General features: G+C 69.3%; 23 protein-coding genes. 13 read left to right on the forward strand and 10 right to left on the reverse strand.

Annotated features, from left to right (window positions below):
* The first annotated feature begins 21 nt into the window (after positions 1–21).
* Both ACYVLJ_RS20310 and ACYVLJ_RS20315 read left to right on the forward strand, forming a co-directional pair.
* Positions 22–552, forward strand: coding sequence for a YrhB domain-containing protein (locus ACYVLJ_RS20310; RefSeq protein WP_460439821.1), 531 nt, complete (start codon positions 22–24; stop codon positions 550–552).
* Positions 553–689: 137 nt separating this feature from the next.
* The gene (locus tag ACYVLJ_RS20315; protein WP_460439822.1) at positions 690–935 is read left to right on the forward strand and encodes a hypothetical protein; all 246 of its coding nucleotides are present in this window, start codon (positions 690–692) and stop codon (positions 933–935) included.
* Positions 936–1,093: 158 nt separating this feature from the next.
* Here ACYVLJ_RS20315 and ACYVLJ_RS20320 read toward each other — a convergent pair whose 3' ends face one another.
* On the reverse strand, positions 1,094–1,735 hold the full coding sequence (locus ACYVLJ_RS20320) for a DUF6000 family protein (protein WP_460439823.1): 642 nt from the start codon (positions 1,733–1,735) through the stop codon (positions 1,094–1,096).
* A gap of 198 nt (positions 1,736–1,933) precedes the next feature.
* Between ACYVLJ_RS20320 and ACYVLJ_RS20325 the strand changes: the two genes are divergently transcribed.
* Positions 1,934–3,214, forward strand: a complete 1,281-nt coding sequence (locus ACYVLJ_RS20325) for a hypothetical protein (protein WP_460439824.1) — start codon at positions 1,934–1,936, stop codon at positions 3,212–3,214.
* A gap of 773 nt (positions 3,215–3,987) precedes the next feature.
* The gene (locus tag ACYVLJ_RS20330) at positions 3,988–4,731 is read left to right on the forward strand and encodes a hypothetical protein (RefSeq protein WP_460439825.1); all 744 of its coding nucleotides are present in this window, start codon (positions 3,988–3,990) and stop codon (positions 4,729–4,731) included.
* Between the two features lie 179 nt (positions 4,732–4,910).
* On the opposite strand, the gene ACYVLJ_RS20335 is transcribed toward ACYVLJ_RS20330, so the two are convergent.
* A complete protein-coding gene (locus ACYVLJ_RS20335) occupies positions 4,911–5,150 on the reverse strand; it encodes a three-helix bundle dimerization domain-containing protein (protein WP_451987257.1) in 240 nt (79 codons plus the stop codon).
* Between the two features lie 125 nt (positions 5,151–5,275).
* On the opposite strand from ACYVLJ_RS20335, the gene ACYVLJ_RS20340 reads away from it, so the two are divergent.
* From ACYVLJ_RS20340 to ACYVLJ_RS20350, 3 genes are all read left to right on the forward strand, one after another.
* A complete protein-coding gene (locus ACYVLJ_RS20340) occupies positions 5,276–5,581 on the forward strand; it encodes a hypothetical protein (RefSeq protein ID WP_451987259.1) in 306 nt (101 codons plus the stop codon).
* Positions 5,582–5,634: 53 nt separating this feature from the next.
* On the forward strand, positions 5,635–6,057 hold the full coding sequence (locus ACYVLJ_RS20345; protein WP_460439826.1) for a hypothetical protein: 423 nt from the start codon (positions 5,635–5,637) through the stop codon (positions 6,055–6,057).
* A gap of 498 nt (positions 6,058–6,555) precedes the next feature.
* On the forward strand, positions 6,556–7,098 hold the full coding sequence (locus ACYVLJ_RS20350; protein ID WP_451987273.1) for an RICIN domain-containing protein: 543 nt from the start codon (positions 6,556–6,558) through the stop codon (positions 7,096–7,098).
* Here ACYVLJ_RS20350 and ACYVLJ_RS20355 read toward each other — a convergent pair.
* The 4 genes from ACYVLJ_RS20355 to ACYVLJ_RS20370 form a co-directional block, all read right to left on the reverse strand.
* Complete coding sequence (locus ACYVLJ_RS20355; RefSeq protein ID WP_460439827.1) at positions 7,073–10,357, reverse strand: BTAD domain-containing putative transcriptional regulator; 3,285 nt, start codon at positions 10,355–10,357, stop codon at positions 7,073–7,075. The two genes, ACYVLJ_RS20350 and ACYVLJ_RS20355, sit on opposite strands and share 26 nt — an antisense overlap.
* A 446-nt stretch (positions 10,358–10,803) precedes the next feature.
* Positions 10,804–10,956 carry a hypothetical protein gene (locus tag ACYVLJ_RS20360; RefSeq protein WP_460439828.1) on the reverse strand — a complete coding sequence of 51 codons (153 nt, stop codon included), beginning with the start codon at positions 10,954–10,956 and terminating at the stop codon, positions 10,804–10,806.
* A gap of 111 nt (positions 10,957–11,067) precedes the next feature.
* Positions 11,068–11,322, reverse strand: coding sequence for a hypothetical protein (locus tag ACYVLJ_RS20365; protein WP_460439829.1), 255 nt, complete (start codon positions 11,320–11,322; stop codon positions 11,068–11,070).
* A gap of 111 nt (positions 11,323–11,433) precedes the next feature.
* Positions 11,434–11,865 carry an Hsp20/alpha crystallin family protein gene (locus tag ACYVLJ_RS20370; RefSeq protein WP_460439830.1) on the reverse strand — a complete coding sequence of 144 codons (432 nt, stop codon included), beginning with the start codon at positions 11,863–11,865 and terminating at the stop codon, positions 11,434–11,436.
* 1,025 nt (positions 11,866–12,890) lie between these two features.
* Between ACYVLJ_RS20370 and ACYVLJ_RS20375 the strand changes: the two genes are divergently transcribed.
* Complete coding sequence (locus ACYVLJ_RS20375) at positions 12,891–13,427, forward strand: hypothetical protein (protein ID WP_460439831.1); 537 nt, start codon at positions 12,891–12,893, stop codon at positions 13,425–13,427.
* Positions 13,428–13,696: 269 nt separating this feature from the next.
* Positions 13,697–17,002, forward strand: coding sequence for a protease pro-enzyme activation domain-containing protein (locus ACYVLJ_RS20380; protein WP_460439832.1), 3,306 nt, complete (start codon positions 13,697–13,699; stop codon positions 17,000–17,002).
* Between the two features lie 46 nt (positions 17,003–17,048).
* Here ACYVLJ_RS20380 and ACYVLJ_RS20385 read toward each other — a convergent pair whose 3' ends face one another.
* Entirely contained in the window at positions 17,049–17,975 is a 927-nt protein-coding gene (locus ACYVLJ_RS20385; RefSeq protein ID WP_451987285.1) for an XRE family transcriptional regulator, read from the reverse strand.
* A gap of 136 nt (positions 17,976–18,111) precedes the next feature.
* Entirely contained in the window at positions 18,112–18,897 is a 786-nt protein-coding gene (locus ACYVLJ_RS20390) for an SDR family oxidoreductase (protein WP_460439833.1), read from the reverse strand.
* 120 nt (positions 18,898–19,017) lie between these two features.
* Between ACYVLJ_RS20390 and ACYVLJ_RS20395 the strand changes: the two genes are divergently transcribed.
* Positions 19,018–19,812, forward strand: coding sequence for a MerR family transcriptional regulator (locus ACYVLJ_RS20395; RefSeq protein WP_460439834.1), 795 nt, complete (start codon positions 19,018–19,020; stop codon positions 19,810–19,812).
* 410 nt (positions 19,813–20,222) lie between these two features.
* Positions 20,223–21,038 (forward strand): hypothetical protein, encoded by an 816-nt coding sequence (locus tag ACYVLJ_RS20400; RefSeq protein WP_460439835.1) that lies wholly within the window; start codon positions 20,223–20,225, stop codon positions 21,036–21,038.
* Positions 21,039–21,064: 26 nt separating this feature from the next.
* Here the strand turns inward: ACYVLJ_RS20400 and ACYVLJ_RS20405 are convergent, their stop codons facing one another.
* Positions 21,065–22,210 carry an alkaline phosphatase family protein gene (locus tag ACYVLJ_RS20405; protein WP_460439836.1) on the reverse strand — a complete coding sequence of 382 codons (1,146 nt, stop codon included), beginning with the start codon at positions 22,208–22,210 and terminating at the stop codon, positions 21,065–21,067.
* A gap of 68 nt (positions 22,211–22,278) precedes the next feature.
* Positions 22,279–23,757, reverse strand: coding sequence for an LCP family protein (locus ACYVLJ_RS20410; RefSeq protein ID WP_460439837.1), 1,479 nt, complete (start codon positions 23,755–23,757; stop codon positions 22,279–22,281).
* Between the two features lie 247 nt (positions 23,758–24,004).
* On the opposite strand from ACYVLJ_RS20410, the gene ACYVLJ_RS20415 reads away from it, so the two are divergent.
* Together ACYVLJ_RS20415 and ACYVLJ_RS20420 are read left to right on the forward strand one after the other, a co-directional pair.
* Positions 24,005–24,835, forward strand: a complete 831-nt coding sequence (locus ACYVLJ_RS20415; protein ID WP_460439838.1) for a COG4705 family protein — start codon at positions 24,005–24,007, stop codon at positions 24,833–24,835.
* Positions 24,836–25,037: 202 nt separating this feature from the next.
* Positions 25,038–25,403, forward strand: coding sequence for a ribonuclease domain-containing protein (locus tag ACYVLJ_RS20420; protein ID WP_451987297.1), 366 nt, complete (start codon positions 25,038–25,040; stop codon positions 25,401–25,403).
* Positions 25,404–25,540 lie beyond the last annotated feature (137 nt).

Here is a 25,540-nt window from a genome sequence, read left to right on the forward strand (position 1 = left end):
TGATCCCGCTAGCCTGTTGCCATGGTGTCGAAGGCGTGGGCCGTTCAGGTCGTGGAGCGACATCTGGCCGAGTGGCCGACGCAGGGTCACCCGGGAATGGTGGTCATGGATGTCAGTCCACACCGGCTTGGCTGGCTGATCTTCAGCCAAAGCGAGCGCTATGTGCGCACCCGCGAGTTCATGGACATGGTGGTGGGCCACGGGCCTTTCCTGGTCGATGGGGTGGACGGCAGCCTGCACACGGTGCATGCGACCGCTGATCGAGAAGGCGGTGAGTGGATCGAGGACTACCTCGAGCAGGTTCGCGGCCTCGAACGCGATGACCCCCTGCGGTCTCGGATCACTGAGCTGCTCTGTTCCGGTCGGCGCCTTGACGCACTCCGGCTTGTGCGCGCGTCCGCACCCAATCTCGGAGCGCAGGGCGCCAAGGCGTACGTCGAGGCTGCCGCAGCCGGTGTGCCGGTTCCCGAGCACCTACGCGCACTCTTACCGCAACCGCCGGTCAGGCGCCGGGTGTGGCGGCGCCTGTCGGGCCCGAACCCGGAGCCATGACCGCCGGATCCTGCCTTGTGTGCGGGTCCAACCGGCGTGGGTGGGTGCTCGGCAGACCGGCCACGCATCAGTGAGGCGACCGCTGCATGGCTGTGCGGTCAGCGGCGTGTGCGGACGCCGGCGAGGATACTGGCAGAGTGTCGAGCAGCGAACGAAGGAAGCGGGCGGCCACGCGCCGCGCCGCGGTCGAAGGTGTAGCAGCCTACCTTGCCGATGAGGATGCGGATGTCTACAACATCACCGATGCCGCCTCCCGAGAGGACGCGGTGCTGGCTGCTCTCAATCTGACTGCGCTGGCGGCAGCGGCTGTCACGGCCCTGGCCGAGGCGACGGGCCGTACGCCGTTGGAGGCTTTGCGCTCGATCGACCGAGAAGGACGTTGACGAGTTCCCGGCAGAGCATCAGCCAGGCGCCGGGGTACTCGTCGGACGTCACCCGGTGCAGCCCTCGATAATCTGGGTCGCCTCGGGGCCATCCGCTCGTCGGCATGAGCGGATGTTGGACTGCCAGTCCAGTCGTGTCCGTCTGGCGGTAGTCGAGGTCAGCGGCGGTCGTTACGTCCGTCGAATGATCTGGTGAGCGCGCTTTCCTTTGCGAGTGCGCACATTTGGTGGATGGACCGCTGTGCGTCCTGCAGGGAGGGCACCCAGGCCCCGGCGGGTAGCGCGGCGCAGAATTGCCACCAGTGACCGTGGGGTTCGATGAAGCGTGTGGTGTGGCCGGCGCCGAGTGCCTCGTCGAGGCACAAGAGTGCACCCAGGGCCTCGGGCTGGTCGTAGTTGAGGTCGGGCCGGAGCAGATATCGGTCGAGATAGGCGATGAGGTGGGCTGCGTCGGCTTGGGTGCCAAGGCAGGTCAGGGCCATGCAGTACGCCCTGCCGGCCTTGGGGCCTTCGCTGGCGAGGAGAAGGGAGCCGAGCTTGTCGCGAAACTGGCTCCGGTCGGTCACGGCGATGAACCACGCGGCGGTCTTGCGTTCGCGCCATCCGCCGTCATCCAGGAGCACCTCGAGTTCTGTGTCGGTGATTTGCCTGGCCGCCTCGGCCAGGTCCCGGAGGAACACGGCGCGGTCGGTGACCTCGGGCCGTAAAAGTCCTCCGCCGAGTCGAAGGTAACGCCGTCCCGGCGTGACGTAGCGCGGGATCAGTTCCGCCAGCGCGGGGGCGTTATCGGGGCGGTGCATGGATGTATCGTGCCGGAGCTGTCGAGGTTCTGCCAGCGGTTTCCGGGTGCCGGCGCTTCCGGCTGAGGGCGGTAGGGGTAGTTCGTCGAGGAGACACGACGAGCCGGCATCAGGGCGCCGGTCGGAGTGCACGACCGGCGGCATGAGAATGCGTTATTCGCTGGCCGCGAGAGGTGCACCGACTCACACTGTCGGACGATGACCGACGACACGGACACTGGGAACGACAGCTGGTACTACGCGTCCGCCAAGACGTTGCAGGGCGCTCTGCAACGTGGCTGTGGTGCGGCAGGCGCCTGGGTGGCGACTCACCGGGTCGCACCAGAACTCGTACTGGACTGCGTGCGCCGGGACTACCGGTGGGACCGGCAGGTCGACGAGCGGACGGTGTATCTCGCCCGGCTGGTCCTCGACGCCGAGTTGTCCGTCGACCCCATCGTCGAACAACTCTGGCGCACCGGGCGAAGCTCCGGGTACAACGGAAACCGGTTCGGTCAGAGCGTCGACCTACTGGCTACCCTTGCCCGGACACCCGTCGCCGCGGCAGTAGACGCTTTGCGCCAGTACGTCGGTGAGGGTGAACGTTGGGTCGAGGTCCTGCAGGCCGTCGCCGGCACCTGGCCTGGCGAATGGTGGGAGGACCTCGCTCCGATCGTTGCCGGCCGTGCGGGGAACGCCTCGCCGGAGGATGTCTTCCTCGGTCAAGATCCGTGGTCGAGGTGGGCCGGCCGCGACCGCCGGATCGACGATCTGCTCCAGCGTGCCCAACCGTCGGTTGCCTGGCGGTGCCCGAGTCTGCCCTATCGTGGCGCTCCGGTCGCCGAGTTGCTCAGCCTGCTCGCTGACCCGGATACTCCCCCTGAAACGCTCTCGGCCGTGCTGCACGATTTCGCGCGGCACCGCGATCCGGAACGGCGGTTGCTCGACGTCGCCGACCAGTTGGCCGCCCGCCCGGACGTCCGGACAATCGGATTGGTCCACGCGCTCACGAAACTGGGCCCGCAGACCGTGAGGCTTGCTCGCCAATGGGCCCGGAATCCGTCCCATCCACTGTGGTGGAGGGCGGTGGTGGAGCTTACCGAACACGGGGACGCTGCCGACGTTCCCGCACTGCTGGACGCCCTCGGCCGGTTGGACAGCGACAAAGACGAATGGTGTGGCTATGACGCCCTCGCTCGCGGATTCGCGCGCTTGGGCGTCACCGAGGCCGCGCCGAGGCTTCGTTCGCTGTGGTACCAAAGTCCACACTCCTACGAACGGGCCGCCTATGTGAATGCGTTACTGGCTTTGGATCCTGACACCACGCGCCAGCAGCTGCCTGATGCGCTCGCAGACTGCGAGGCCGATGTCCGGGTGGTGGCCGCGCGACATGCGCCGCTCACCGGGGAAGTCCGCCGATGGCTTGGCCGGCTGCGTGATTCTCCCATCGAGAACACGGACGTGCGTGAGGCCGCCGCCGATCGCCTCGCCTTGGCGTAAGCGCTCGCTGCACCGGTCGCGACCTCCCACCAGGTGGGTCTGCTCGCTGGAGGTAAACACCATGACGAAGGCCAAGTCGTCAGCATTCACCCATCGGCATGTGAGTGCGTCGCCGCGTTCCTCTTGTCAGGCCCGGACCTCGCGGGCGATCAGTGACGGTGATGCCCGTGAGGGGGATGGACCGCGGGGAGAGTCGAACGTAGTGCCTGCACGACGGGCCCCGGTAGCCCCAGCGTCGGCATCGACTGCAGTTCGGCCTCGAAACCAAGGTCGTCCTGGCCGCAGCCGCAGTCGAGGTACTCCTCCTCGGCGAAGCATCGACGGGCTAGGTTCGGTTCGAAGTCCGGGGGTGCGAGTCGGGCCGGCAGGCGGGTCATCGGCCCGGTCACCGCGGCCGGTTGGGCACGGAGGTCGCCGCGGTGACCGGGCGACGAGGTCCACTGCCGTCTCCGGGTCGGGCACCGAGGTCGTGTGTCGGTCGTACGCGGCGGCCAGCAGTGCGTTGGTGTCCCAGCCGCTGGCTCGTCGGCTCGGGCCGGCCAGTTCGGCGATCTCGGGATCGTCGTTGCCTTCCAGCAGTAGGCTGACTGCGACGTCCGGCCAGTCGCCCGGCTCGAGGCAACCGCGGGATTCGGTCGCCCTCGCCACCAAGAACGTCGTCCGCAGTGAAGCATCGTCCACAGCCGACTCTAACGCCCGCTCGTTCGTGATGATCGCGTGCCGCGGTTCGGGGGCGGGTAGGCTTCGGCGGGCAGCGTTGAGGGGGGACTTCGATGTCAAGGTTCGTCAGGCCTGTGTTGTGGACTTTTGGGGCGCTGGCCGTCGGTGGGTTTGCGTTCTGGCTGTTATTGGCACTGAACATCCCGTATCGAAGTACCGCCGCGCCGGAAACCACGTCGCAGACCGTGCCGGCCCCGTCGCCCGTGTCGGCGCCTCCGGCGGAATTCACCGCGACGGTCACCGACGTCCGGGCGGGTCCGGATGACCACAGTGCGGTGCTGCACGTCGGCCTGTCCGCCTGTGCTGTCGGATCGCGCACCCAGGTCACCGAAACCGCCGACCGGATCGACGCCGCAGTCCTGTACCGGACCACGGACGACTCGGGCTGCCAGTGGACCTCGGCCGACTTCCCGATGAAGACGTCGGCTCCGATCGGGACGCGGCGGGTGGTCGTCAACGACCAGGACACGTGGGGACTGGTGTCCGGCGGCTGGAAGAAGTGTGACAAGTTCCTCGGCTGCCAGCCGCCCGCCGACCATTGCGACCGGGCGTGGATCGCGCAGTTGGAGTTCCGGGTGGAGGCCGAGTTCCCGGGCACCACGCGGGCGTGCGACCAGAACTGGCTGATCCACGACCTGCGGCACCGTGGCCGGCCCGTGAGCCGTGCCATCTACCGCTGGACGGGAAGCGACTGGGCGAGTTTCGCCTGGGCTCAGGGCGGCGGCTGCGCCGAGATCCTGGCCGTCGAGCCGAAGTTCCCGATCGATCTCTGCCGGAGCCTCGCTCCTCCGTCGTGAGGTTCGGCTCTCGTCGGCTGCGTGGCCCAGTTCGTGCTGCGCGAGCTGGCGCAGGACACCGCAATCGGCGGCTGGGTTCGACCGGGCGACGTTCGTCCGCAGCGCCGGGGGCGGTGTAGCGACGTTCGGCGAATCCCGTGGTCGGCGGTGTCGTGTTTGTCCGGATGCTCCGTGCTGGTCTAGGTGCGCTGGTGCTTGCCCGGTGGTGTGGTCAGGGTCGTGCGGACGGCTCGTTCGACCAGGATGGGGACGAATGCGTGTACGCGGGCGTCGTTGAAGCGGGCGCGCTCGCTGCTGACCAGGTCGTGCAGCCGGGGCCTGGGCACGCTGGAGTAGTCGCGGCTAAGGCGGTCCTCCACCTGTTCGAGGTGGGTGTCGAGCTGTTCGGAGGCCAAGGTGTCCAGGTTCGGGTTGTTCATCGCGGACCCTTCCCTGCTGACTGCGCCGTCGCGAGTGATTGCCCTGCTCAAGCCACTATAGAGTGAACGCGAGGTGAACGACACGTGTTCGTCCTGGGGTTATTCCGCTATGCGAGAGTGGTCGCATGGACGGAACTTCGCGTGCGTCACTCGCGGTGAGCTCGGTTGCCGAATTGGCCCGGCTGTCGGCGTGGACAGTGGCGGGCGCGCGGGGCCGGTGGGTCACCGCTGAGCGGGTCGTTTATGCCGACGGCCGGCGCTGGACCATCGGCCTGACCCCGACGTCCGATGGCTTGACCGCGCTGATGCTGTGGCGGGGCGACGAGGTCCGCGTCCATCGCCGGGGGAGCGAGGCCGAGATGTGCGTGGTCGCGTTGCGGTGGGTGAGCAACCTGGTGGCGGGACGTTCGTGGGATGCCGACGAGCGCTGAATCGAGCTTGGTCCTGGATCGCCGAGCGCGCCGTGCCGGGTGATAATCGGGCGATGATCATCGCCGGCACTCGTCAGATGGGGCGGTGGACTGCCGAAATCCGTGCTGCCGAGGTGATTTTCCGGTTCAGTCCGCCCACCGAAGACCTGACTGCGGCGAGTGAGCTGCCGCGGGTGTGGCCGGGCCGCGGCCTGGGAGCGCTGGACGCGTCGTTGCCGGGGCTGTGTGCGGCCCTGGGCGAGGTGATGAAGGTGCCGGCGTACTGGCGTGGGCGGGAGCCGGGCCGCCGGTTTCCGGTTTGGGGTGCGCCGCACCGGGACGGCGAGGACGGTTTCGTCTACTTCGCCGGGCCGGCCGGACATGCCGGTCCGACGGCGGGGTATCGCGCGGTTCCGTGCTTCTCGGTCGCGATGCCCGACGTTCGCGATCTGAGGATCCGGGTCGCGGCCTATCTCGCGGCGCTTCGGCCGCACTGACCGGGTCATGCGGCGCGCCGCACGACCGTTCGGGAGTCACACGCCCAGGTGGCACACCGGGTGCGCGGCGGGCAGTGCTGCTGGGGCCAGAAGCGTCTCCAGCCGCCGGTGAATGGCGCCGGCCGCCGGGCACCGAGGATGCCCTGCGGGGACGGGTAGCGGCCTTCGGCGAGGAACCGCACCGGCTGGAGGCCGTGGGCGTGGTCGGTGTGCGCCGTGGGCGAAGCACTCCGGCCCATGTGCGTATTTGGCTTACATAACAACAGTTTCGTCGGTGATCGTCCATCATCCGAGTTTCCGTGAGCGATATCGATACGACACATGGCTGCGCCGGGACGGTCCGGAACGGCCTCCTGCCGGTCGGTCTTGCCGGTTGTTGCCGGTCACCCGTCGCGACCTGCGGGAACGGGACTGCAGTGGCAGTGGGGCGGATGTCGTGGTCGCGCTTCTTAGGTTTGTGTCACGGCCGACAACCCCGGCCGCGTCACAGGAGGAGACATGAAGATCAGGTTGCCGAGACTGCTCGCCCGGGTCGGTGTGCTGGCCGCGCTGGGTGCCGTCACGTTGGGGGGCGGTGTTGCGCACGCTGATGCCAACTACGTCACGCATGGCACCCAGGCGTACTGGATCACGGCCGGGTACGACGGGTTGAACGTCGCTGTCGCGGGTGGGTCGACCGGGGCGGGTACCCGGATCATCCAGTGGTACAACGACGGTGCGGCCGAGCAGAAGTGGTTCTTCGACACGGTGTCCAACGCCGGGACGTTCGTGGGTTACCTGATCCGCAACGAGAACAGCGGCCTGTGCATCGACACCGACGGCAACGCCGGTGACGCGGTGGTGCAGACCAACTGCACCGCCAATGACGAGGGGCAGATCTTCACCGGAGGGTTCTCGTCGGCGGCGAGCTACCGCGACAAGGGCAACGGCCTGTACCTCGACGTCCAGGGCTTCAGCTACGGTGCCGGCGCGAACGTGGATCTGTGGTACGGCAACGGTCAGCCCAACCAGAACTTCATCCAGACCCCCGTGTCGTCCTGACACGTCCGTCGCTCGTCGGGCGCCGCGCGACCCGTGTGTCGCGCGGCGCGTGCGGGTTCACCGCGGAGGGGATCCGGGCCAGCAGGCGGCGGCCACGCAGCTCGAACAGCGCGGAGCCGGCCAGCCGGCCGAGCACCAGCGCGTCCTGGACGGCCAGCAGCGCCGAGTCCGGCTTGCCCAGACGCAGCAGTGAATCGGCCTGGTCGAGCAGAACCTGAGCCTGCAGGTACGGCTGGTCCTTGGCTTCCGCCAGGTGCAGGGCGCGCTCGTGGTAGCGCAGGGCCTCCGAGGCGTTGCCTTGCCGTGCCAGTACGGTCGCGAGGGTGCTCAGGGCGCCGATCTCGGCTCTGGTGTCGGCGCTGTCCTGCGCCATGCCGAGGGCGAGGACACTGAGGGTGTGTGCCGGGGCCAGGTCCTCCAGGTCGCGGTGTGCCTCCGCCAGGACACGCAGGGTTTCCGCCTCGTTGCGCCGGTCGCCGATGGCGCGGTGCAGGGTCAGTGCCTGGTCCAGCAAGGTTTTCGCGTGCACCAAGCTGGCGCGGCGGGCGAGGCCGGATTCGTCGCAGCTGCGTTCGGCGTAGGCGGCGGCCAGGTTCGCCAGGGTGACGGCTTCGCCGGCCTGCCGTCCGGCTCTGCGGTGCAGTACCAGTGCTTCGGTCAACTGGTGGATCGTGTCCTCGACCCGGCCTGCCGTCCAGTGGCAGCGGGAGAGGTTGTTCAGCGCGACGGCTTCACATTCGACCCAGCCGGCGGCGCGCGCGAGTTCGGCGGCGCGCGCGTTGTGCCGCGCCGACTCCGCCGACTGGCCTGGCGTGGCCATCACCATGCCCGACTGCAGGTGTGCCATGGCCTGTTCGAACGGGCCACCTGCGGCTTCGGCGGCGACCGCGGCGGCGTTCACCAGGGACTGCCAGGTGGCCGAGTCCATGCGCAGCAGGAAGTATCCGTTGCTCAGGTGCGCGATTTCCCAGGCTTCCGTGTAGTGGCCTTGGGCGTTGAGTGCGACGACGAGGGCGACCAGGTTGGCGGCCTCGGCCTCGAACCAGGTGAGTGCGGCGTCTTTGCCGGCGAACCGGGTGGGCGCCGCGTTGCCCGCATCCGGCATGCGCAGCAGGTGCGGGTACAGGATGTCGGCCGCGGCGGCGACGGCGGTGCGGTAGTGCCCGGCCAGCCGCGTCAGGGCGGCGTCCCGCTCGGCACGGTCCTCCTCTTCGGCGGCCAGTTCGGCGGCGTAGCAGCGCAACAAGTCGTGCAGGACGTAGCGGCCCGGGCTCGGCTCGGTGACCAGCGCCCGCGCGACGAGCACGTCCATGCTGCGCCGCGCCGCGTCGGCCGACGTCCCGAGCAGTGCGGCGAGGGTCTCGAGGGCGATGTCCGGCCCGGCCGTCAGGCCGAGCGATCGGAACATCCGGCGTTCGCCGGCCGACAAGGCATCGACCGACAACCGGAACGTCGCCCGGATCGCCGTGGTCGCATCGCCGGGAATGCTCAGTGCCGCAAGGGGGTCCCGGGCCAGCCGCGTCACGTAGTCGGCGATCCGGTGGCCGGGCCTCGTGGTCAGGTTCGCCGCGGCGATCCGTAACGCGAGCGGCAGGTACGCGCACAACCGGGTCAGCTCGGCCACGGCCGCGGATTCACCGTCGGTGCGCCGCGCGCCCAGCATTTCGGTCAGCAGGGCGTGCGACTCGGCCTCGCCGAGCGCCTCCAGCCGCACCAGCCGGGCACCCTCCCGGGCGATCAGGCCGCCCAGCTCCTCTCGGCTGGTCACCACGGCCAGGGAGCCGTCGCCGCCGGGCAGCAGCGGGCGTACCTGTGTCGCATCGGCCGCGTTGTCCAGCAGCACCAGCACCGGCCGCCTCGCCAGCTGACTGCGATACAGCGCGGCGGCCCGCGGCTCGTCCCCGGGGATCCGCTCGGCCGGCACGCCGAGACCGTGCAGCAGCTGGGCGAGCGCCTCCAGCGGCCGCAGCGGCGGGTCGACGCTGTGCCCGCGCAGGTCGAGGTGGAGCTGGCCACCGGGGAACCGGTCGCGGACCGAGTAGGCCCAGTGCACGGCCAGCGCTGTCTTCCCGACGCCTCCCATACCGGCGATCATGACGGCCGGCCCTCGGGCACCGTGCTGCCCGAGCATCGCGTCCAGCTCACGCAGGTGCCCGGTCCGGCCGACAAAGCACGTCACCTCGGTGGGCAGCTGCCTCGCGACCATTGCGGGGCCGTCCGTCATACCCGATGGCGAGCGCAGCTGACCTCGCAGTATTCGCAGATGCGCCGCGCGCAGCTCCGTCCCGGGTGCCACGCCGAGGTCGTCGTCGAGGCGTTCCCGCACTCGCTCGAACAGGGCCAATGCGGTGGACTGCCGGCCGCCTCCGGCCAGCGCCAGCATCAGGCGTGCGGCGAGGCCTTCGTGCAGCGGTTCCTCGTCGCACACCATGCGCAACGGCTCGACGAGCTCGTCGTACTGGCCGAGCGCGAACGCGACATCGGCCCATTCGATGAGGATCGTGACCCGTAGCCGGGCAACCGCGGACACCGCCGGATGCTCACGCAACCGAGATGGCAAACCGAGCAGCACCGGGCCGCGCCAGCACGACCATGCCTCGCGGTAGCACTGGTACGCCGGTTCGGCGAGGCCGTCCGTCCATGCTTGCCGGGCCCGGGCCGCCAGATCGAGGCAATCGGCCAAGTCCAGGCCGTCGGCGTCGAGGCGGTAACCGCCGCTCTCCCGGCGCAGCACCCGCCACGGAGCACCGTCGCGCCGGTCGGGTTCCACCAGACGGCGCACCTGGCCAACATAGGTCTGAACCAATTGAGCCGCGGTTGCCGGTGGGCTGTCGCTCCACAACACGTCGACGATCTCGGCGACGCCGACCGTGCGACGGGGCTGCGTGGCCAGCAGCCCCAGCAACAGCCGTTGCATCGGGGCTTCGAGGGGCTGCTCGGCATCGTCGTGCCAGACCCGCAATGGTCCCAGTACGCCGATCTGTGTCCGCACCGGACGCGGCGATACCGGCCCCGAGGCAGTGTCCAGCACGCCGACCAATGTGTCGACCTCGACGCACAACGCCGCGGCCAGCCGGTGCAGTGACGCAGCCCGTGGGCGGGCGACCTGTCCGCTTTCCAGATATCGCACCGCCCGTACGCTCATCCCCGCCCGCGCGGCCAGATCCTGCTGGCTCAACCCCGCGCGCAACCGCAGCATCCGTAACACACCGGCAGTGCCATGAGCGGACGAGGTACCCACCTGGCCGACCCCCTTCACTACTACAGGGTTCCGTACCATTGTCGTCCCGCGGCCAGGCAACCAGAAGCCGCTGCGCGACCTCGACACCTCGCAAGGACCGCTGCTGCGTGCCCGCGCTGCCGACGCGCGCAGGCACGCAGCGCTCGAGTCCGTGGTCCAGGAAGCTAAGCCACCCGTCGCCGCATCCCACAGACCGACTTCATCGTGACCGCTGGCCGCGGCTGACCATCATCGAGGCCACAACCGCGCGTTCAGCGCAGGTCGGTCGATCCTCCGTGCCGGAGGCCGCCACCGTTGGCAGGATCAGTGTCCTTCGAACGGCCGAGGACGCCATCACTCTGCGAGCTCGAGAAGTGCTGGAGCCAGACGCTTTGGCGGCTGCCCTGATCGAGGCTTTGTCCACCGCAGCAGGGGAGAAGTCAACCCCGGTGACTCGTGCTCCGCGGCGGGCCCAGCTGATGCTGTCAAGCGTCGCCGACAAGGCCGAGTTCGAGGGATGACAGCGAGCTGGCGCCTTCTACGACGCCAGCAGCGTCGTAGCAGGTGTCGTCGTTACCGTGAAGCGTGGCACGCTCATCCCAGCTGGCCTGGTTGAGCTTTCCCGCGCGGTCGATCAACGCGATGTCCTGATCATGCGCGGATCCTGGCCCCGGCGGTGGGCGCCGAGGCATCGTCGATCTGTTTTAGCTTCGATCCCTCAGGGCTCATCACTAGAAACTTGCCCGCGGTCAGGGCCACTGTGGGTCGTCGGGCAGTGGCACGTCGCGGCGCTGGTCGGCCACGTCGGCAGGGTCGGCCTCGAGCACCTCGATCGGCTCGGTGACCGGCTCCACAACGAGGTCGAACTCGTCGTCCGGGAGTTCGGCGTCGGGCTGGGCGGGGCGCAGTTGATCGGCCACGTCGTTCCATGGCTTGTCCAGGCTCATCACGATCGTCCCTTCGGTGGTGGTGACCGCGTGGGTTTCGGTGATAACAGCGGTCACGTCGCCTGCGCCGGGCAATGACGCGTCGGCGAGCAGGCGTCGAGCCTCGGCCGGCGTGGCAGCCCCAGCACCGCCGGGCAGCGCACCGGTGGCTGGCGCCGCCGGCCTTGGTCAGGGGTTGATCTGCTTGCTGTCACCGCCGGCGCTGATGGCGATCTTGCGGGGCTTGGCCCGCTGGGCGACCGGGATCCGCAGTGTCAGCACACCGGCCTCGTAGCTGGCCTGGATGTGCTCGGAGTCCAGGGCGTCGCCGAGGAACAGTTGCCGGCTGAACACCCCGCGGGGGCGCTCGGCGACCTGGTACTCGGCGCCGTCCTCAGCCGGGCCTGAACGCTCGGCCTTGACGGTCAGCACGTCCTGGTCGACGTCCAGGCCGATCGAGTCCGGGTGCACGCCCGGCAGGTCGAAGGCCACCACGTACTCGTTCCCGGCGCGGTAGGCGTCCATCGGCATCGCTGCCGGGCGGGTCAGCGTCCCGTTGGCGCCGAAGAGCTGTTGGGTCAGCCGGTCGAGCTCACGGAACGGGTCGGTACGCATCACCATGGCACAGTCTCCTTCCACACCATCTGGGTTCGAGATCGGCGGTTCAACCCGCCTCTCCTCCTTGACCAGGCTGCATGAGGTCTTGCCTGACAGTCCGATGCCCGCCGCAGCGCGGGCTGTGGCGGGCGGATCGGACTCGACTGTCGAGGAAGGGAAGGCGCAACTCCTGCTGGAGGGCACACAACGGGCGAGCCCTGCCGGGACGTGTCGCCTGGATCGCGTCACGAGACGCCGGGCCGGCGCTCCTCGCGGGTGGCTGCCGGCGAGCACGTCAGGCTGACCGTCCACAGCAGACTCAAGACCTCTCGTCGCCGTGCCCTCCTGTCATCACCTCCTTGCCGGCCACTCGCCTTTCTCCGGTGTGTTCGCTGGATTGCCTGACGCGGCACCGCGACCGGGCGGCGGAGGGGACCGCTCCCGCGCCCCGACTCGGCGGGCCGTCCGCGCGAGATCCCCTCGTCGCGCCCAGGGTGGCGGACCGAGCCGGCGGCCCGCACCACCGGGGCGAGCGCGACGATCCCGCGCGGCACGAGGTGTTCGGCGCGGGGGAACCTCGGGGTGCTCGGCGCCGGTGCCGAAGTTGGCGGCGATGATCGCGTCGAACTCCGCACGCACCCACGCCGGCTCGGCATAGACCAGGTCGGCGAAGCCGCGCTGCTCGGTTTCGGGCAGTCTCCCGCGCTCTGTTCCCGCGGGGCGGGGAACGCTCGTGCCGTCCATCTCGATCACTCCCAGGGTCACTGTCACCAGGTTCCTGACCGATATTTTTCTTATAGCGCTGACTGTAGATTGTGTCAAGCGAGCGCTGAAGATAATCTGGAGGAGCTGGGCCACCCTTGGCCTTCCGGCAACGCTCCGAGGGTGGGCACCCGCCCCTACAACCGCCGCCAACTCCGGTTCGCCGCGCGCATCCGCACCCTGTTCGAGCCGGTTCGAGCCGTAAGAGTCGAATGGCACTTCCTCCGCAGCCCGGCCACCGGGGCGATCGGCCGCACGGAGGGCCTGGCGAGACGTAGGCTCAGACCGTGATGGAACTCGGTCACTGGTTTCCGTACATCCCAGTACACCCCGGGCCGCTCTGGGACATGGAACGCGCGAAGGCGCGCGAATGTTATGACGACATGCTGCGGATGAAAGACGACCGCATCAAGGAGCTGTTCGGGCTCCTCGAATACAACGGTATCGAGTTGACGTGCGACGAGGACGGCGTCCGGACGGTCCTGGAGTGGATCAAGGCGGAAGCCGAACCGGATCCGGGGAACCCGAAACTGCCGCGGCCGTACTGGACCGCGATCACGTTCGACCTGTTCTGGTTGACGGGCGAGGTCCTCCGGAAGGTCAATCCGGACTTGAAGTGGGGTTTCTACACCGGTCGCAAGACGAGCCTGGTCTACCAGTGTCCGACACTCATCAACCTGGTCCGCACCGAACAAGCAGGCCCGCTCGCGTTGTTCGTATTCCTGCAGGGGTTCACCGGAGCCCACGCGCAAGGCATCGGCTACAACGAGAACAACATTTGGTACGCGTTCGAGCGCGCCCGCGAACTGAAGACGCCGAGCTGATCCGGCGCGCCGAGGTCGCGTTCCGGGCAGAACGCAAGGACGTCGATCTGCCGCCCGAGTTCCCTGACGCCCGCGCCGCCGGTGTGGACCACTGGCGCGTAACGAGCCTCTGAACTGCGGAAACCGCCCCGCCGCCCCGGGGGTCGGTGAAAAACTCTGAACGTTCACTTCCCGCGTACCAAGGGGCCGCGACGCCATTAGCGTCTTCCGGCACCGGCGATCGCGCGCTTTCGAGTCGGCCGATCCCAGTCCCGCGAAGTGGAGGAACGGTGTCAAAAACCCTGTCCGCTTTCCGAGTCGTCGCGCTCGCGGCGTGTCTCGTCACGGCCGCCACCTCGGTGGCCGCCGGCGCCACCGGTGGTCCGCCGCCGACGCTGGTCCCGCTCGCTTCCGGCGGTGCTCCGGTACCGGCCGGCGCGCACCGCGACGGCACGCTGTCGGACGCCCCGCCCTTGCACGTCGCGGTGGCGTTGCGGCCCCACGACCAGGCCGGTCTCGACCGGCTCGTGGCCGCGGTGGACGATCCGCGCTCTCCCGCCTACCGGCACTTCCTGACCTCGGCCGAGTACAACGAGCTGTTCGCGCCGCGTCAGTCCGATGTGGACAAAGTGGCGAACTTCCTGCGCGGGCGGGGACTTCACGTCGACGCGGTGTCCGGCAACCGGCAGGTCGTCGACGCCTCCGCGCCGGCGGACGTCGTGGCGAAAGCGTTCGACGCCCCGCTGAGCAGCTACACCGGCCCCGACGGGAAGCACTTCTACGCCAACGACAGCGCACCGAAGGTGCCGGCCGACGTCGCCACCGTCGTGCGGGGCGTAACCGGCCTCACCAACCGTGAGGTCGCGCACCGCGCGTCCGCGCCGGGCGGTCCCGGCGGGCCGGCCGGCGGCTACACGCCCGCCCAGTTCCGCACCGCCTACAGCATGAAGAACCTCTCCGCGTCCTACACCGGGGCCGGGCAGACCGTCGGGCTCATCGAGTTCGACGCGTTCAAGCAGTCCGACATCAATGCCTGGACGAACTACTTCGGCCAGCCTTCGGTGACCCCGCGGGTGGTTCCGGTCGACGGCGGCGTGTCGAGTCCCGGCAGCAACCAGCTCGAGGTGACTCTCGACATCGAGGCCGTCGCGGCGACCGCACCCGGGGCCGCGCAGGTGGTCTACGAGGCGCCCAACACCGACAGCGCGTGGGTGGACCAGATGGCCAAGATCGCCTCCGACAACGCGATCACCGTGCTGTCGGGCTCCTGGCTGCTCGGCGAAAAGTGCGAGGCCGACCCGATCCCCGCGTCGCACGACTCCTACACCCAGCTCGCCGCCCAGGGTGTGACGATGCTGTCGGCGTCCGGCGACTGGGGCGCGACGGGCTGCGGCTACAACGGCGACAACTCGACCGTCCAGGCCGACTACCCGCCGTCGGACCCGCTGTTCACCGGGGTCGGCGGCACCCAGCTGCGCACCGCCGACAGCGCGGGCACCTACACGTCGGAGTCCTGCTGGAACCAGGGCGGCACCGGGAACACGCGCTCCGGCGGCGGCTACTCGGCGCTCTACGACCGGCCGGACTGGCAGACCGGGAGCAACGCCCACCGCTCGGTGCCCGACGTCGCGCTGGACGCCGACTACGGGGCCGGCGCGCTGTCGGTCTACATGAACGGCGGCTGGCAGGACGTCGGCGGCACCAGCCTGTCCTCGCCCCTCTGGGCCGGCTACGTCGCCATGGTCAACCAGAAGGCCAAAGCGGGGGGCAAGACCAACCTCGGCGGTATCAACCCGACGCTGTACTCGATCGCCAAGGGCAGTGCCTACTCGTCGAACTTCCACGACGTCACCACCGGCACCAACGGCACCTACTCGGCGGGCACCGGCTACGACCTGTGCACCGGCTGGGGGTCCATGCAGGGCGACACCCTGGCCGACTCGCTGATCGGCGACGCCACCCCGCCCGCGGCGAACGACTTCTCGGTGGCGGCGAACCCGGCGTCGGTCAGCGTCGACCCGGGCAAGTCCGTGACCTCGACCATCGCCACCACGGTCACCAAGGGCAGCGCCCAGACCGTGGCGCTGTCGGCGAGCGGCCTGCCCGCGGGCGTGACCGCGACGTTCGACCCGGCCTCGGTGACCGCGGGCCAGTCCGCCACGCTCACCCTGACCGCGTCGTCGTCGGCCGCACCGGGACAAGCCACCGTCACGGTGACCGGGAAGGGGTCCGACGCCACCCACACCGCGACGGTGTCGCTGACGGTCAACGGCTCCGGAACGGGCGACTTCTCCATCAGCGTCAACCCGAGCTCCGGGTCGGTGGCGGCCGGCCAGCCCGCCACGGCCACCGTCTCCACGGCGGCGGCGAGCACCGGCCAGGGCGCGAGCCCGAGCGTGATCGGCGGCCAGCCGACCACGGTCGCCAAATACCCGTTCATCATTTCGCAGCACCGCACCGGCGGCGTCCGCCCGCAGGAGCAGTCCTGCACCGGCAGCGTGGTCGCCAAGCGGGCGGTGCTGATCGCGGCGCACTGCAAGTTCGCCCAAGGGGACCCGAAGTACCTGATCTACGGGCGTGACGACCTGGCCGACACCAGCCAGGGCACCCGGATCGAAATCGCGGAGTACCGGATCCACCCGGACTACACCCCGCAGAGCGACGAGGGTTTCCGCAACGGCAACGACGTGGCGATCATCTTCACCAAGACCGACATCCCGGTGCCCGCCGGCATGACCTACCCGGCGATCGCGTCGTCCTCGGACACGCTGCCGCTGGGCACCCAGGGCACCGCGATCGGGTACGGCAAGACCGACGCCAACGACGCGAACAAGAACACCAAGCTGCGCGAGGTGGTGCTACCCACCGTCGACGGGCAGAACTGCCGGACCATCGACTCGTCGATCTTCAACCCGGACTACATGTTCTGCGACGGGTACGGCAACGGCAGCAAGGGCCTGTGCCAGGGTGATTCGGGCGGGCCGTACTACTACAACGGCAAGATCTACGGGGTGTTCTCCTGGCTGCGCACCGACTGCGCGTCCTACAACGCGCACGGGAAGCTGTGGGGCTCGATGGGCGATTGGGCCAACGCGCAGATCGGCGGCACCCCGCCGCCGGGTGGCGGTGACATCGCGCTGTCGGCGACCGGGCTGCCCGCCGGTGCGACGGCGACGTTCGACCCGGCCTCGGTCACCGCGGGCGGTTCCTCGAAGGTGACCATCGCCACCAGCGCGTCGACCCCGGCGGGCACCTACAAGGTGACCGTCACCGGCAAGAACGCGACCGCCGGTCACGACACCACGTACACGCTGACCGTGACCAAGGGCGGCAGCGGACCGGTGACCGTGCAGGACCCCGGGTTCCAGTTCACCCAGCACGGGCAGCAGGTCACCCTGCCGCTGTCGGCGAGCGGCGGCACCGGCAGCTACCGCTGGTCGGCGACCGGGCTCCCGCCCGGCCTGTCGATCAACGCCACCACCGGGGTGATCAGCGGGGCGGCGGGCAACGTCAACCAGCTGTTCCAGGTGACGGTGACCGCGACCGACACCGCCGGGACCGCCGGACGTGACCAGTTCTCCTGGTACGTCTACTGATCCTGGGAGGAGGGGACGGGCCGGTGGCTCCCGGTGGGGCCACCGGTCAGTCCCATTCCCAGCTCAGCCCGGCGATCCCGGGCTGGACGTCCTCGAGCACCAGGTGCGCGGTGTTGGAGGGGCCGATCCACAGCGGCCGGCCCTGCCGGGGCGCCGTGGCGGGGGTGCGTTGCCGGTAGGGCACGCAGTGCGCGGGCGCGGTTCCGGCGAAGCCGACCTGGAGCACCAGCTCCCGGGCCGGGCGGGTGAACCGCCGGTGGTAGGAGGTGAGTTCCGGGCCGGGGGGAAAGCGCCAGGTGAAGTCGACGACCGCCCGTTCTCCCACCGCCAGCCGCTGGTCCAGCACGAGTTCGCAGACCGTGGCCCCGGTTTCGCGGTCACGGCGGATCCGGCCGGGGCGGCAGCACCGCGGCTCGACGAGCTCCGGCAGGTCCGACTCCTCGACCCACTGGTAGACGAGGAAGCGGTCCACGTGCTCGCGCTGTGCTTCCACGACCATCCGGATGCGGACCTCCGCGAGCCGCCGGTCGGCGCCGACCAGGACGTGCTCGTGCACGGTGAGGTAGCGCAGCCGGTCGTCGGCCGGTGCGGCCAGCGCGACCAGCAGCGGGTCGTGGCCGGGCCACATCCGCCTGCGGTCCACCGATCCCGGTTCCGCGGCCCGGCCGCGCGGCCGGGGCGGCCCGAGCAGGGACACCAGGGCGGACTCGGGAAGCCCGAACAGGTCTTCCAGCGCCCGGACCGCCCGCAGCGACTCGTCGCGTTCCGGCCGGTTGCGCCCGGTGCGCCAGTAGCTCAGCGCCGCCCGGCTGACCCGCGCGCCCCGGACGGCGAGGTGGTCCTGCAGGCGTTTGAGGCTCAGCCCGTTGACGTTCAGGCAGTGGTCGAGGACCTGGGCAAAGGTGCCGTGCCGCAGCAACCTGCGCAACTCCCGGTCGCCGGGGAGCGCGGCGGGCAGGCGATCGGCGGGCACGGGCCTCCTCGGGACGGCGTGGTACCACTATCGCCGCCGGTCGGGGGCGCAGGCAAGCACCGTACGTCGGGTCCACAGTGGAGTTCCTCGGGGGAGCGCTTCCGCCGCCGAGGATCGCCCGGAAACGGTTCCTGCCTCAAACGGTCGGAACAGTCCCGCCGTCGATCACGTACTCGGCGCCCACGATCGCCGAGGCGCGGTCCGAGACCAGGAACCCGGCCAGGTCCGCGATTTCCTCGGTGTTCGCGAACCGTCCCAGCGGTACTCCGCCGAGGGAGTCGTAGATGGTCTGCTTGGCTGCTTCACGGGTGAGCCCGTTGCCTTCGGCGATCCGGTCCACGAACCTTTCGTAGGCTTCGGTCTCGATCCCGCCGGGGCTGATCGCGTTGACCCGTACGCCGCGCGGCGCGAGCTCGTTGGCGAGTCCTTTGCTGTACGTGCGCAGAGCCGCTTTCGCTGCCGCGTAAGCCAGAGACGCGTCGTACTGGGGCAGTTCACGCTGGATCGAGGTGAAGTGCAGCACCACGCCCGCCCCGGACTCGATCATCGCCGGGAGAAGAGCCCGATCGAGCCGCACCGCCCCCAGGAAGTTGAGGTTCAGCTCGGTGAGCCACTGGTCGTCGGTGATGACCGCGAAGCCGCCGGCCGGCGTCGACGCACCTCCGACGACGTGCACCAGGATGTCGAGTGCACCGGCCTCGGCGATCCGAGTGGCCACCGCGTCGGTGCCTGCGATCGTCGTCACGTCCGCCTCGATGAACCGGTCGGGGTGCTCGTACCCCTCGGGCATCGTTCGTGCCGTCACGTAGACGTCGGCACCCAGCTCTCGCAGCCTCTCCGCAACGGCTTTGCCCGAGCCCTTCGAACCGCCCGTGACCAGCGCCCGGCGACCGTCGAGACGATCACGATCCGAACTGGACATTTCACTCTTCTCTGAAGATCGGTACCGCGTGGGTTCGGTCATGCGCCCATCGTGTGATCTCGCGGCGCAGGAGGGTCAAGCCGTGGACTCTCTCCCCGGGGGAGAGTCCAGGATGGAGGGGTGCTGAGCATCGGGGAGTTTTCGCGGTTGACCCACTTGAGCGTGCGGACGCTGCGCCGGTACCACGAGGCGGCCTTGCTGGAGCCCGCCGTGGTGGACGAGACCACCGGGTATCGCTACTACGGGCTCGACCAGATCCCGACCGCGCAGGTCATCCACCGGCTCCGCGAACTCGACGTCCCCTTGAACGACGTGCAGCGGATCCTGCGGACCCCCGACCCCGGTGTCCGGGCGGCCCTGGTCGCGGACCACCTGCAGCGCCTCGAGGACGTGCTCGACCGCACCAGGGCCGCGGTCGTGTCGCTGCGGCGCCTGCTCCGTCCCGACCCCGCCCCGATCGACGTCGAGCTGCGTGCGGAGCCCGCCCGGACGGTCGCGGCGGTGGAGGCCGTGGTCGGGCACGGCGACGTCGCGGCCTGGTTCGCCGGTGCGATGGCCGAGTTGGAGGCGACCGTCGGCGACTCCGTGACCGGGCCGCCGGGCGGCTGTTACGACAACGCCCTTTTCGAACAGGAACGCGGTCACGCGCTCGTCTACCTGCCGACCGCGGCGCCACCTCGCACCGGACGCGTGCACCCCGCGGTTCTTCCGGCCGCCGAACTGGCCGTCACCACCCACGTCGGCGACCACGACGGCGTCGAGGTCACCTACGGCGAACTCGGGACCTGGGTGGTGGAGAACGCGATGTCGGTGGCCGGGCCGATGCGGGAGGTCTACGTCGCCGGTCCTCGTGACTCGAGCGATCCCGCCGCATGGCGCACCGAGATCGGTTGGCCGGTCTTTCGCGTGACCTGAAGCGTCAGTTCGGAGCTAGCTCCGGGAACGGCGCAGACCTCCGGCAGCGTCGGGTGGGGCAGCCACAGTCCGGCTGTCGCGAGGACTCGGCGCTTTGAACGCCCCAGGCAACCTCGGAGGTCAGCACGGCACGAACGGTTGGCCACAGGTCCGGTGCCACTGCAGAGCAGCACGGGACGTCATTGACTGCAGCTCCGGAGGGATCACCGGGCTGCCGTACCCGGGCTTGAAAACCGGCTACGAGCACGGGCGGGCGGACCTGGTCGCGCTCGGGCGAGAGCTGCGGTACAACCCGAACTGGCCGCTGGACGCCGCGCGCAAACTGGGCGTGCCCGATCCGTACGTCCGGGTTAACTGGATCGTGACAGATCGGCAGGGGCGGTGTAAGAGACGGCGCGGATGCTGGCCGCATGACCGATGCCGAGGCGCAGCCGAAGACCGTCCAGCGAGCGAGGACCTCGATGAGTCGTGAGCTGGTCGAGCTCGCGGCCCTGTTCATCGCCACCGGGGTGGCCGATCTGTTCGTCAGCACGTTGTCGCACAACCGCGTGGGCCCCGTCGTGCTGTTCGGCCTCGGCGGGCTCTTGATCGCCACGGCCGCGTGGCGCAGGTGGTGGACGCACCGCCCACAACCGAACCCGGCGCGCGGCAGCACGGGTGAACACCCGGCGCGGACCGGGGTGGCCTGGCGGGTGCGTGCCACGGTGCGCGACGTGCCGGGAAGCCTGGCCGGCGTGACGGCCGCGCTGGCGGCGCACCGCTACGACATCGTCTCGCTGCAGGTGCTCGCGGTACCGGACGGCGTGGTGGACGAGTTCCTGGTCCGTACGCCGGCCGACGCGACCGCGGCGGACATCGCCACGGTCATCGAACTCGGTGGCGGCCGGGACGTGCGGGTCATACCCGCGGACGCGCACGAGTTCGTCGACCTGCTGACCCGCGTGCTCACGATGGCAGCTGCGCGGGAAGTGGATCTCGGCCGGCTGCTGCCGGCGGTTCTGGGCGATTGCGACGTCGCGCGGAAACCCTTGGGGCGCCGTGGGAAGCGGGCCGGTGAAGGCATCGACGGAACGGTGATGCGGCTGGCCGACGCCGACGGTGGAGTGGTGGTGACCCGGTCGCTGCTGCCGTTCACTCCGGCGGAGTTCGCCAGGGCCAGGGCCGTCCTGGATCTTCAGCGCCGCCTCGCCGGGGCGCCGGACCAGCTCCGGGCGTCCGGAGCGTAGGTGGTGGAGCCATCCCGCCACGACCGCTATCGGCTGCGCCCGTGGCCCGGCTTCAGGGGGACGTCGTCGGGTGGCGGGAGTGTCCTGCCGTTGCGGAGGATCACCGGCGTGACCGGTTGTGATCCGCCGGGTGGCGGAGGCGGGACGGGAGCCGGTTTCGGTGCGGGACGGGGTGGTGGGGGTGGGGTGACGGTGGTGCCGGGCCGGGGTGGCACGGGGCTGATCGTCGCCGCGGTGCTCAGGTCGACGAGGTCGGCCAGTCCGGCGTCGGAGTCGAGGCGGGGAACACCCAGCGGTGGCAGGCCGAGCAGGTGCAGTGCGGTTTTCGGGATGCTGACGTGGGAGCACCAGCGGGAGTCGATGCGGTTCTTGACCCGGCCGCCGAACATCAGCAGGGGCACCCGGGGGCCGTAGGCCAGTTGCACGTTGTCGGGTGTGTGTTCGACGTCGGGGGTGGCGACGTGGTCGTCGTAGCCACCCCAGTCGTCCCAGGTGAGCAGGAATACCGTGCGTTCCCAGCCGGCCTGCACGACGGCGTCCACCGCCTGCCAGATCGCGGTCATCCCCTGGCTCACGTCGGCGGGGGGATGTTCGTCCAGGGGCGAGTCGTGCCACATCATCGACAACGCCGGCAGGGCGCGTTTTCCGGCGTCGGTGACGAACTGTGCGGAACGAACGATCCGGGGAGAACCGGACAGCTGCTTGTAGAACTGCAGGGGATATCCGCTGGAGCCCGTGTACGCGCGCCATTCGACGCCGTGGTCCTGGGCGTGCCCGGGCAGGGATGGCAAGTCCCAGACCGGTTGCGGGGCCGACCGGGGCGGGTTGCGCAGGGTGGGGGACTGGCCGCCGACGATCAGCAGGTGGTTGGGTGTGGAGTTGGTGCCGAAGCCCGAGCAGTGGTTTTCCAGGAAGGCCCCGGTCGCGGCAAGCCAGGCGTAGAAGGGCAGTGCGGTCGTCGTGTCGAACTGCACGTGGTCGCCGGTGCTCGCCTTGGTCAGCCAGCGGTAGTACGCATGCCGGTCGTGCGGCTGGTCGGACGCCGGGGGATTGGCCGACACCGGCCACCCCGTCGCCACGTTGGCCCCGTATGCGGCCATCGACCGGAAGTAGTTGTCGGTGGTGTGGTTCTCCTGCACCATGATCACGACGTGATCGACTGCGCTGGGCATGCGCCACCTTCCTGTGTCCGATGAACAGTGTGGCGTCGCTTGTTGAGAGGACGCTGAGCGGCGCTTGTTCAGTTGACGCAGGTCAGGCTGTCGGCGGTGATCGACGCATCGCCCGGCGGGGTGGTCTGGCCGGCGGATGGCGTGCCCGAGGTGCCCGCGGCAGCGTGGTAGTCGGTGCCGAGCACCACCCGGACGTGGCCGCGGGCGAGGCTGGGATCGGCGGCGATCCCGACGCCGTTCCCGAGGTGGGCGGCCACCTGCCGGGCGGCCGCCTGCTCGCCGGCCGCGTAGTCGACGACCGAGGTGCGCCGCGTGGCGCCGTTGGCCACGCTGCCCGCCTTGAAACCCAGCCCGGTGATGCTCTGCGATACGGCCGCGGCGAGTCCGTTGGTACCGCTGGCGTTGCGGACGTCGACCGTGACGGCCGGATCGCCCTTCCCGCTCCCCGTACCGGAATTCACCTGGGACGGCGGCAGCCCTGTCGCGGGCGCGACCGGGCCGGCGCCGGTGATCGCCGTCTTGATCGCCGACTGGACCGCCTGCGGGTTGACCTCGACCGCCTCGCCGTCGCCGGCGGTCTTCAGTGCCACGTTGCCCACGGGGATGGTCTTGAACTCGATCCGGCCGGAACTCATGTTCCGCATCTGCTGAGCGAACCCGAGCACGTCCCAGCTCTGGTCCAGGGTGACGGTCTTCTTGATCGCGTCGATCAGGTTGGCCAGCTTTGTGGGATCGCTCAGTGTGCCGCCCGACAGCACGGTCCTGGCCAGGCTCGCCATGAAGACCTGCTGACGCTTGACGCGGTCGAGGTCACCGCCGGGCAGCCCGTGGCGTTGCCGCACGAAGCTGAGCGCCTCCTTGCCGGAGACGGTCTGGGGACCGGCGGGAAAGTCCGCACCGGAGAAGGAGTCCCGCGTCGCCTGCTTGAGGCACACCGGAACGCCGCCGATCGCCTGGCTGATGGAGTAGAAGCCGACCAGGTTGACCGACGCGAAATGGGTGAACGTCAGCCCGGTCAGCTGCTGGACCGTCTTGATCGCGTTCTTGGCCCCCGCCTGCGCGGCGCGGACGTTCAGCTGAGCGCCACCCACGCCCTGCGCGCGCAGCGAATTCGCCTCGGCGACCTGCGCGTAGGTGTACGCGGAGTTGATCTTGTGCTTGCCGAACCCGCCGGCCAGCTGGACGTAGGAGTCGCGCGGGATCGAGAACGCGGTCGCTCCTGCACCGCCCGCCGGGATGTGGACCGCGATCATCGTGTCCGTGTTGTCCCCGCCGTCACTCGCGTCGCCCGCGTGCAGCTGGTCGAGCAGTTCCTGCGGGAGCGGGTTTCCTTCGGCGTCGGTGCGGGTGTCGAGCCCGACCAGCAGGATGTTCTGTTCGTCGGCCGGGCCGGCGGCGGCCTGACCGGGGTCGATGACGTCCGCGGTGGTCACGCCGGTTTTGAACTGCGACCAGCTCAGCCCGGTCAGCCCCAGCACCGCGACGGAGCCCAGCGCCACCACGACCTTGCCGACGCGCAAGCCCGCACCGCCTGATCGGTCGTGCACGAGAACGATCTCCTTAAGAACCAGTAACTGCCCCAGATTCCTCCTGCTCCCGTGTGGCAGGCGTGAGAGCGCGCCGTTTCCCGCACCAGGTAACCGCAGGGTTAGCGCAGGGGCTCCGGCCGGCAAAAAACGCGGCCGAGAAGCAATTGCACCAGCATGAAAGAATCCGGCAAACTTGGCAAACGGTCGAATAGGGAAACGAGTGGGTTGCGGATCGGCCTGTCCGGCCGTGTGCCAGGATTCCGCCATGACAACTGGGCAACTCCGGCTCGACGATTCCCCGGCGGCGCCGCGCCGGATGGCCGCCAAGGTCCCGGAAGTGACGGTGTACTTCTGGATCGTCAAGGTCCTGACGACCGGCATGGGCGAGACCACATCGGACTTCCTGGCGCACCTGGTGGACCCGGTGATCGCCGTCGGCATCGCCGGTGCGGGTCTCGTGGTCGCGCTGATCGCGCAGTTCCGGTCCCGGGCCTATGTCGCCTGGCTCTATTGGACGGCTGTGGTGCTGGTCAGCGTCTTCGGCACGATGGCGGCCGATGTCCTGCATGTCGGTTTCGGTATTCCTTACGTTGTTTCAACGGTGTTCTTCGCGGTTGCCCTGGCCGCTGTTTTCGGGGTCTGGTATGCGACCGAGAAGACGTTGGCGATCCACAGCATCACCACATTCCGCAGGGAGCTGTTCTACTGGCTCGCGGTCGTGACCACCTTCGCGCTCGGCACCGCGGCGGGCGACCTCACCGCGACGACGCTGCACCTGGGGTACCTCGGCTCGGGGGTGGCCTTCGCGGTTTTGATCGCGGTGCCGATGGTGGCACGCCGGACACTGGGGCTGAACGTCGTCATCGCGTTCTGGTTCGCCTATGTCGTCACCCGCCCGCTGGGCGCGTCGTTCGCCGACTGGATGGGAGTGTCGGCCGCCCGCGGCGGGCTCGACCTCGGCACCGGGCCTGTCAGCCTTGCCCTGCTGGTGGCGATTGTCGCGTTCGTCGGATATCTCTCGGCCACCGGCAAGGATGCCGGGCGCACCGATCCCGAGGGGACTCCACCTGCCTCGGCCGCAGGTGAGGCGCGATAGCTTCGGCGACTTGACGTGGGTGATTTGTGGCTCTTGCCGGAGTTCCTACTGAAGTTCATTCACATTTGGCGATGATTTTCCTAGCCTGCGAGCGATCGAAAAGTCAGTCTCATCGAGGTTTGCTCATCTGTGGCTCTTACCTGGAGGACTTGTGCGGAATCGGTTGCGTTCTCAGCGGTCGTGGGCGAAGAGGGTCGGTGTGATGGCCGGTGTTGTCGCGTCGGCGCTGAGCATCTCGGCGGCCGGCACGCCGGCGATGGCCTCGACCTACGACTCCTGCACCATCTCGGGCTGCTCCGCTGCCCGGTCGGCGAATTCGATCTGGCAGTCCGATGGCTATCCGGGCAGTCGTGGGTGGTACGACTGGCCGAACGGGCAGTGCAACTACGCCGGCGGCACCTACTACAACAACGACGGTCAGCTGCCCGGTGGGGACTCGTTCCAGGAGTACGACGTCTACCCGCGGACGTGCGGGGCGCACCGGGACGCCTACCGGATCGTGGTCGACCTCGACACCGGCGAGGTCTGGTACTCACCCGACCACTACAGCGACTTCTATCACCTGTAACGATTTCCCGTTCGTGTCGCCGTCCGCGAGGGCGGCGACACGAACCCTTTCGGCAGCCGTTTCCGCGGTGTCCTGTGAGGACGCTGAGAACGCATTCGTCGTGCCAAGCGTGATGCCTCGCGACGGTGGGTACACGC

It is taken from the genome of Amycolatopsis stemonae (assembly GCF_054781455.1).

Bases quoted from the DNA above. Each gene is read 5' to 3' on its own strand.
- ACYVLJ_RS20310 (WP_460439821.1), top strand. From the start codon at position 22: ATGGTGTCGAAGGCGTGGGCCGTTCAGGTCGTGGAGCGACATCTGGCC.
- ACYVLJ_RS20320 (WP_460439823.1), bottom strand. From the start codon at position 1,735: ATGCACCGCCCCGATAACGCCCCCGCGCTGGCGGAACTGATCCCGCGC.
- ACYVLJ_RS20325 (WP_460439824.1), top strand. From the start codon at position 1,934: ATGACCGACGACACGGACACTGGGAACGACAGCTGGTACTACGCGTCC.
- ACYVLJ_RS20330 (WP_460439825.1), top strand. From the start codon at position 3,988: ATGTCAAGGTTCGTCAGGCCTGTGTTGTGGACTTTTGGGGCGCTGGCC.
- ACYVLJ_RS20335 (WP_451987257.1), bottom strand. From the start codon at position 5,150: ATGAACAACCCGAACCTGGACACCTTGGCCTCCGAACAGCTCGACACC.
- ACYVLJ_RS20340 (WP_451987259.1), top strand. From the start codon at position 5,276: ATGGACGGAACTTCGCGTGCGTCACTCGCGGTGAGCTCGGTTGCCGAA.
- ACYVLJ_RS20345 (WP_460439826.1), top strand. From the start codon at position 5,635: ATGATCATCGCCGGCACTCGTCAGATGGGGCGGTGGACTGCCGAAATC.
- ACYVLJ_RS20350 (WP_451987273.1), top strand. From the start codon at position 6,556: ATGAAGATCAGGTTGCCGAGACTGCTCGCCCGGGTCGGTGTGCTGGCC.
- ACYVLJ_RS20370 (WP_460439830.1), bottom strand. From the start codon at position 11,865: ATGGTGATGCGTACCGACCCGTTCCGTGAGCTCGACCGGCTGACCCAA.
- ACYVLJ_RS20390 (WP_460439833.1), bottom strand. From the start codon at position 18,897: ATGTCCAGTTCGGATCGTGATCGTCTCGACGGTCGCCGGGCGCTGGTC.
- ACYVLJ_RS20400 (WP_460439835.1), top strand. From the start codon at position 20,223: ATGACCGATGCCGAGGCGCAGCCGAAGACCGTCCAGCGAGCGAGGACC.
- ACYVLJ_RS20405 (WP_460439836.1), bottom strand. From the start codon at position 22,210: ATGCCCAGCGCAGTCGATCACGTCGTGATCATGGTGCAGGAGAACCAC.
- ACYVLJ_RS20415 (WP_460439838.1), top strand. From the start codon at position 24,005: ATGACAACTGGGCAACTCCGGCTCGACGATTCCCCGGCGGCGCCGCGC.
- ACYVLJ_RS20420 (WP_451987297.1), top strand. From the start codon at position 25,038: ATGGCCGGTGTTGTCGCGTCGGCGCTGAGCATCTCGGCGGCCGGCACG.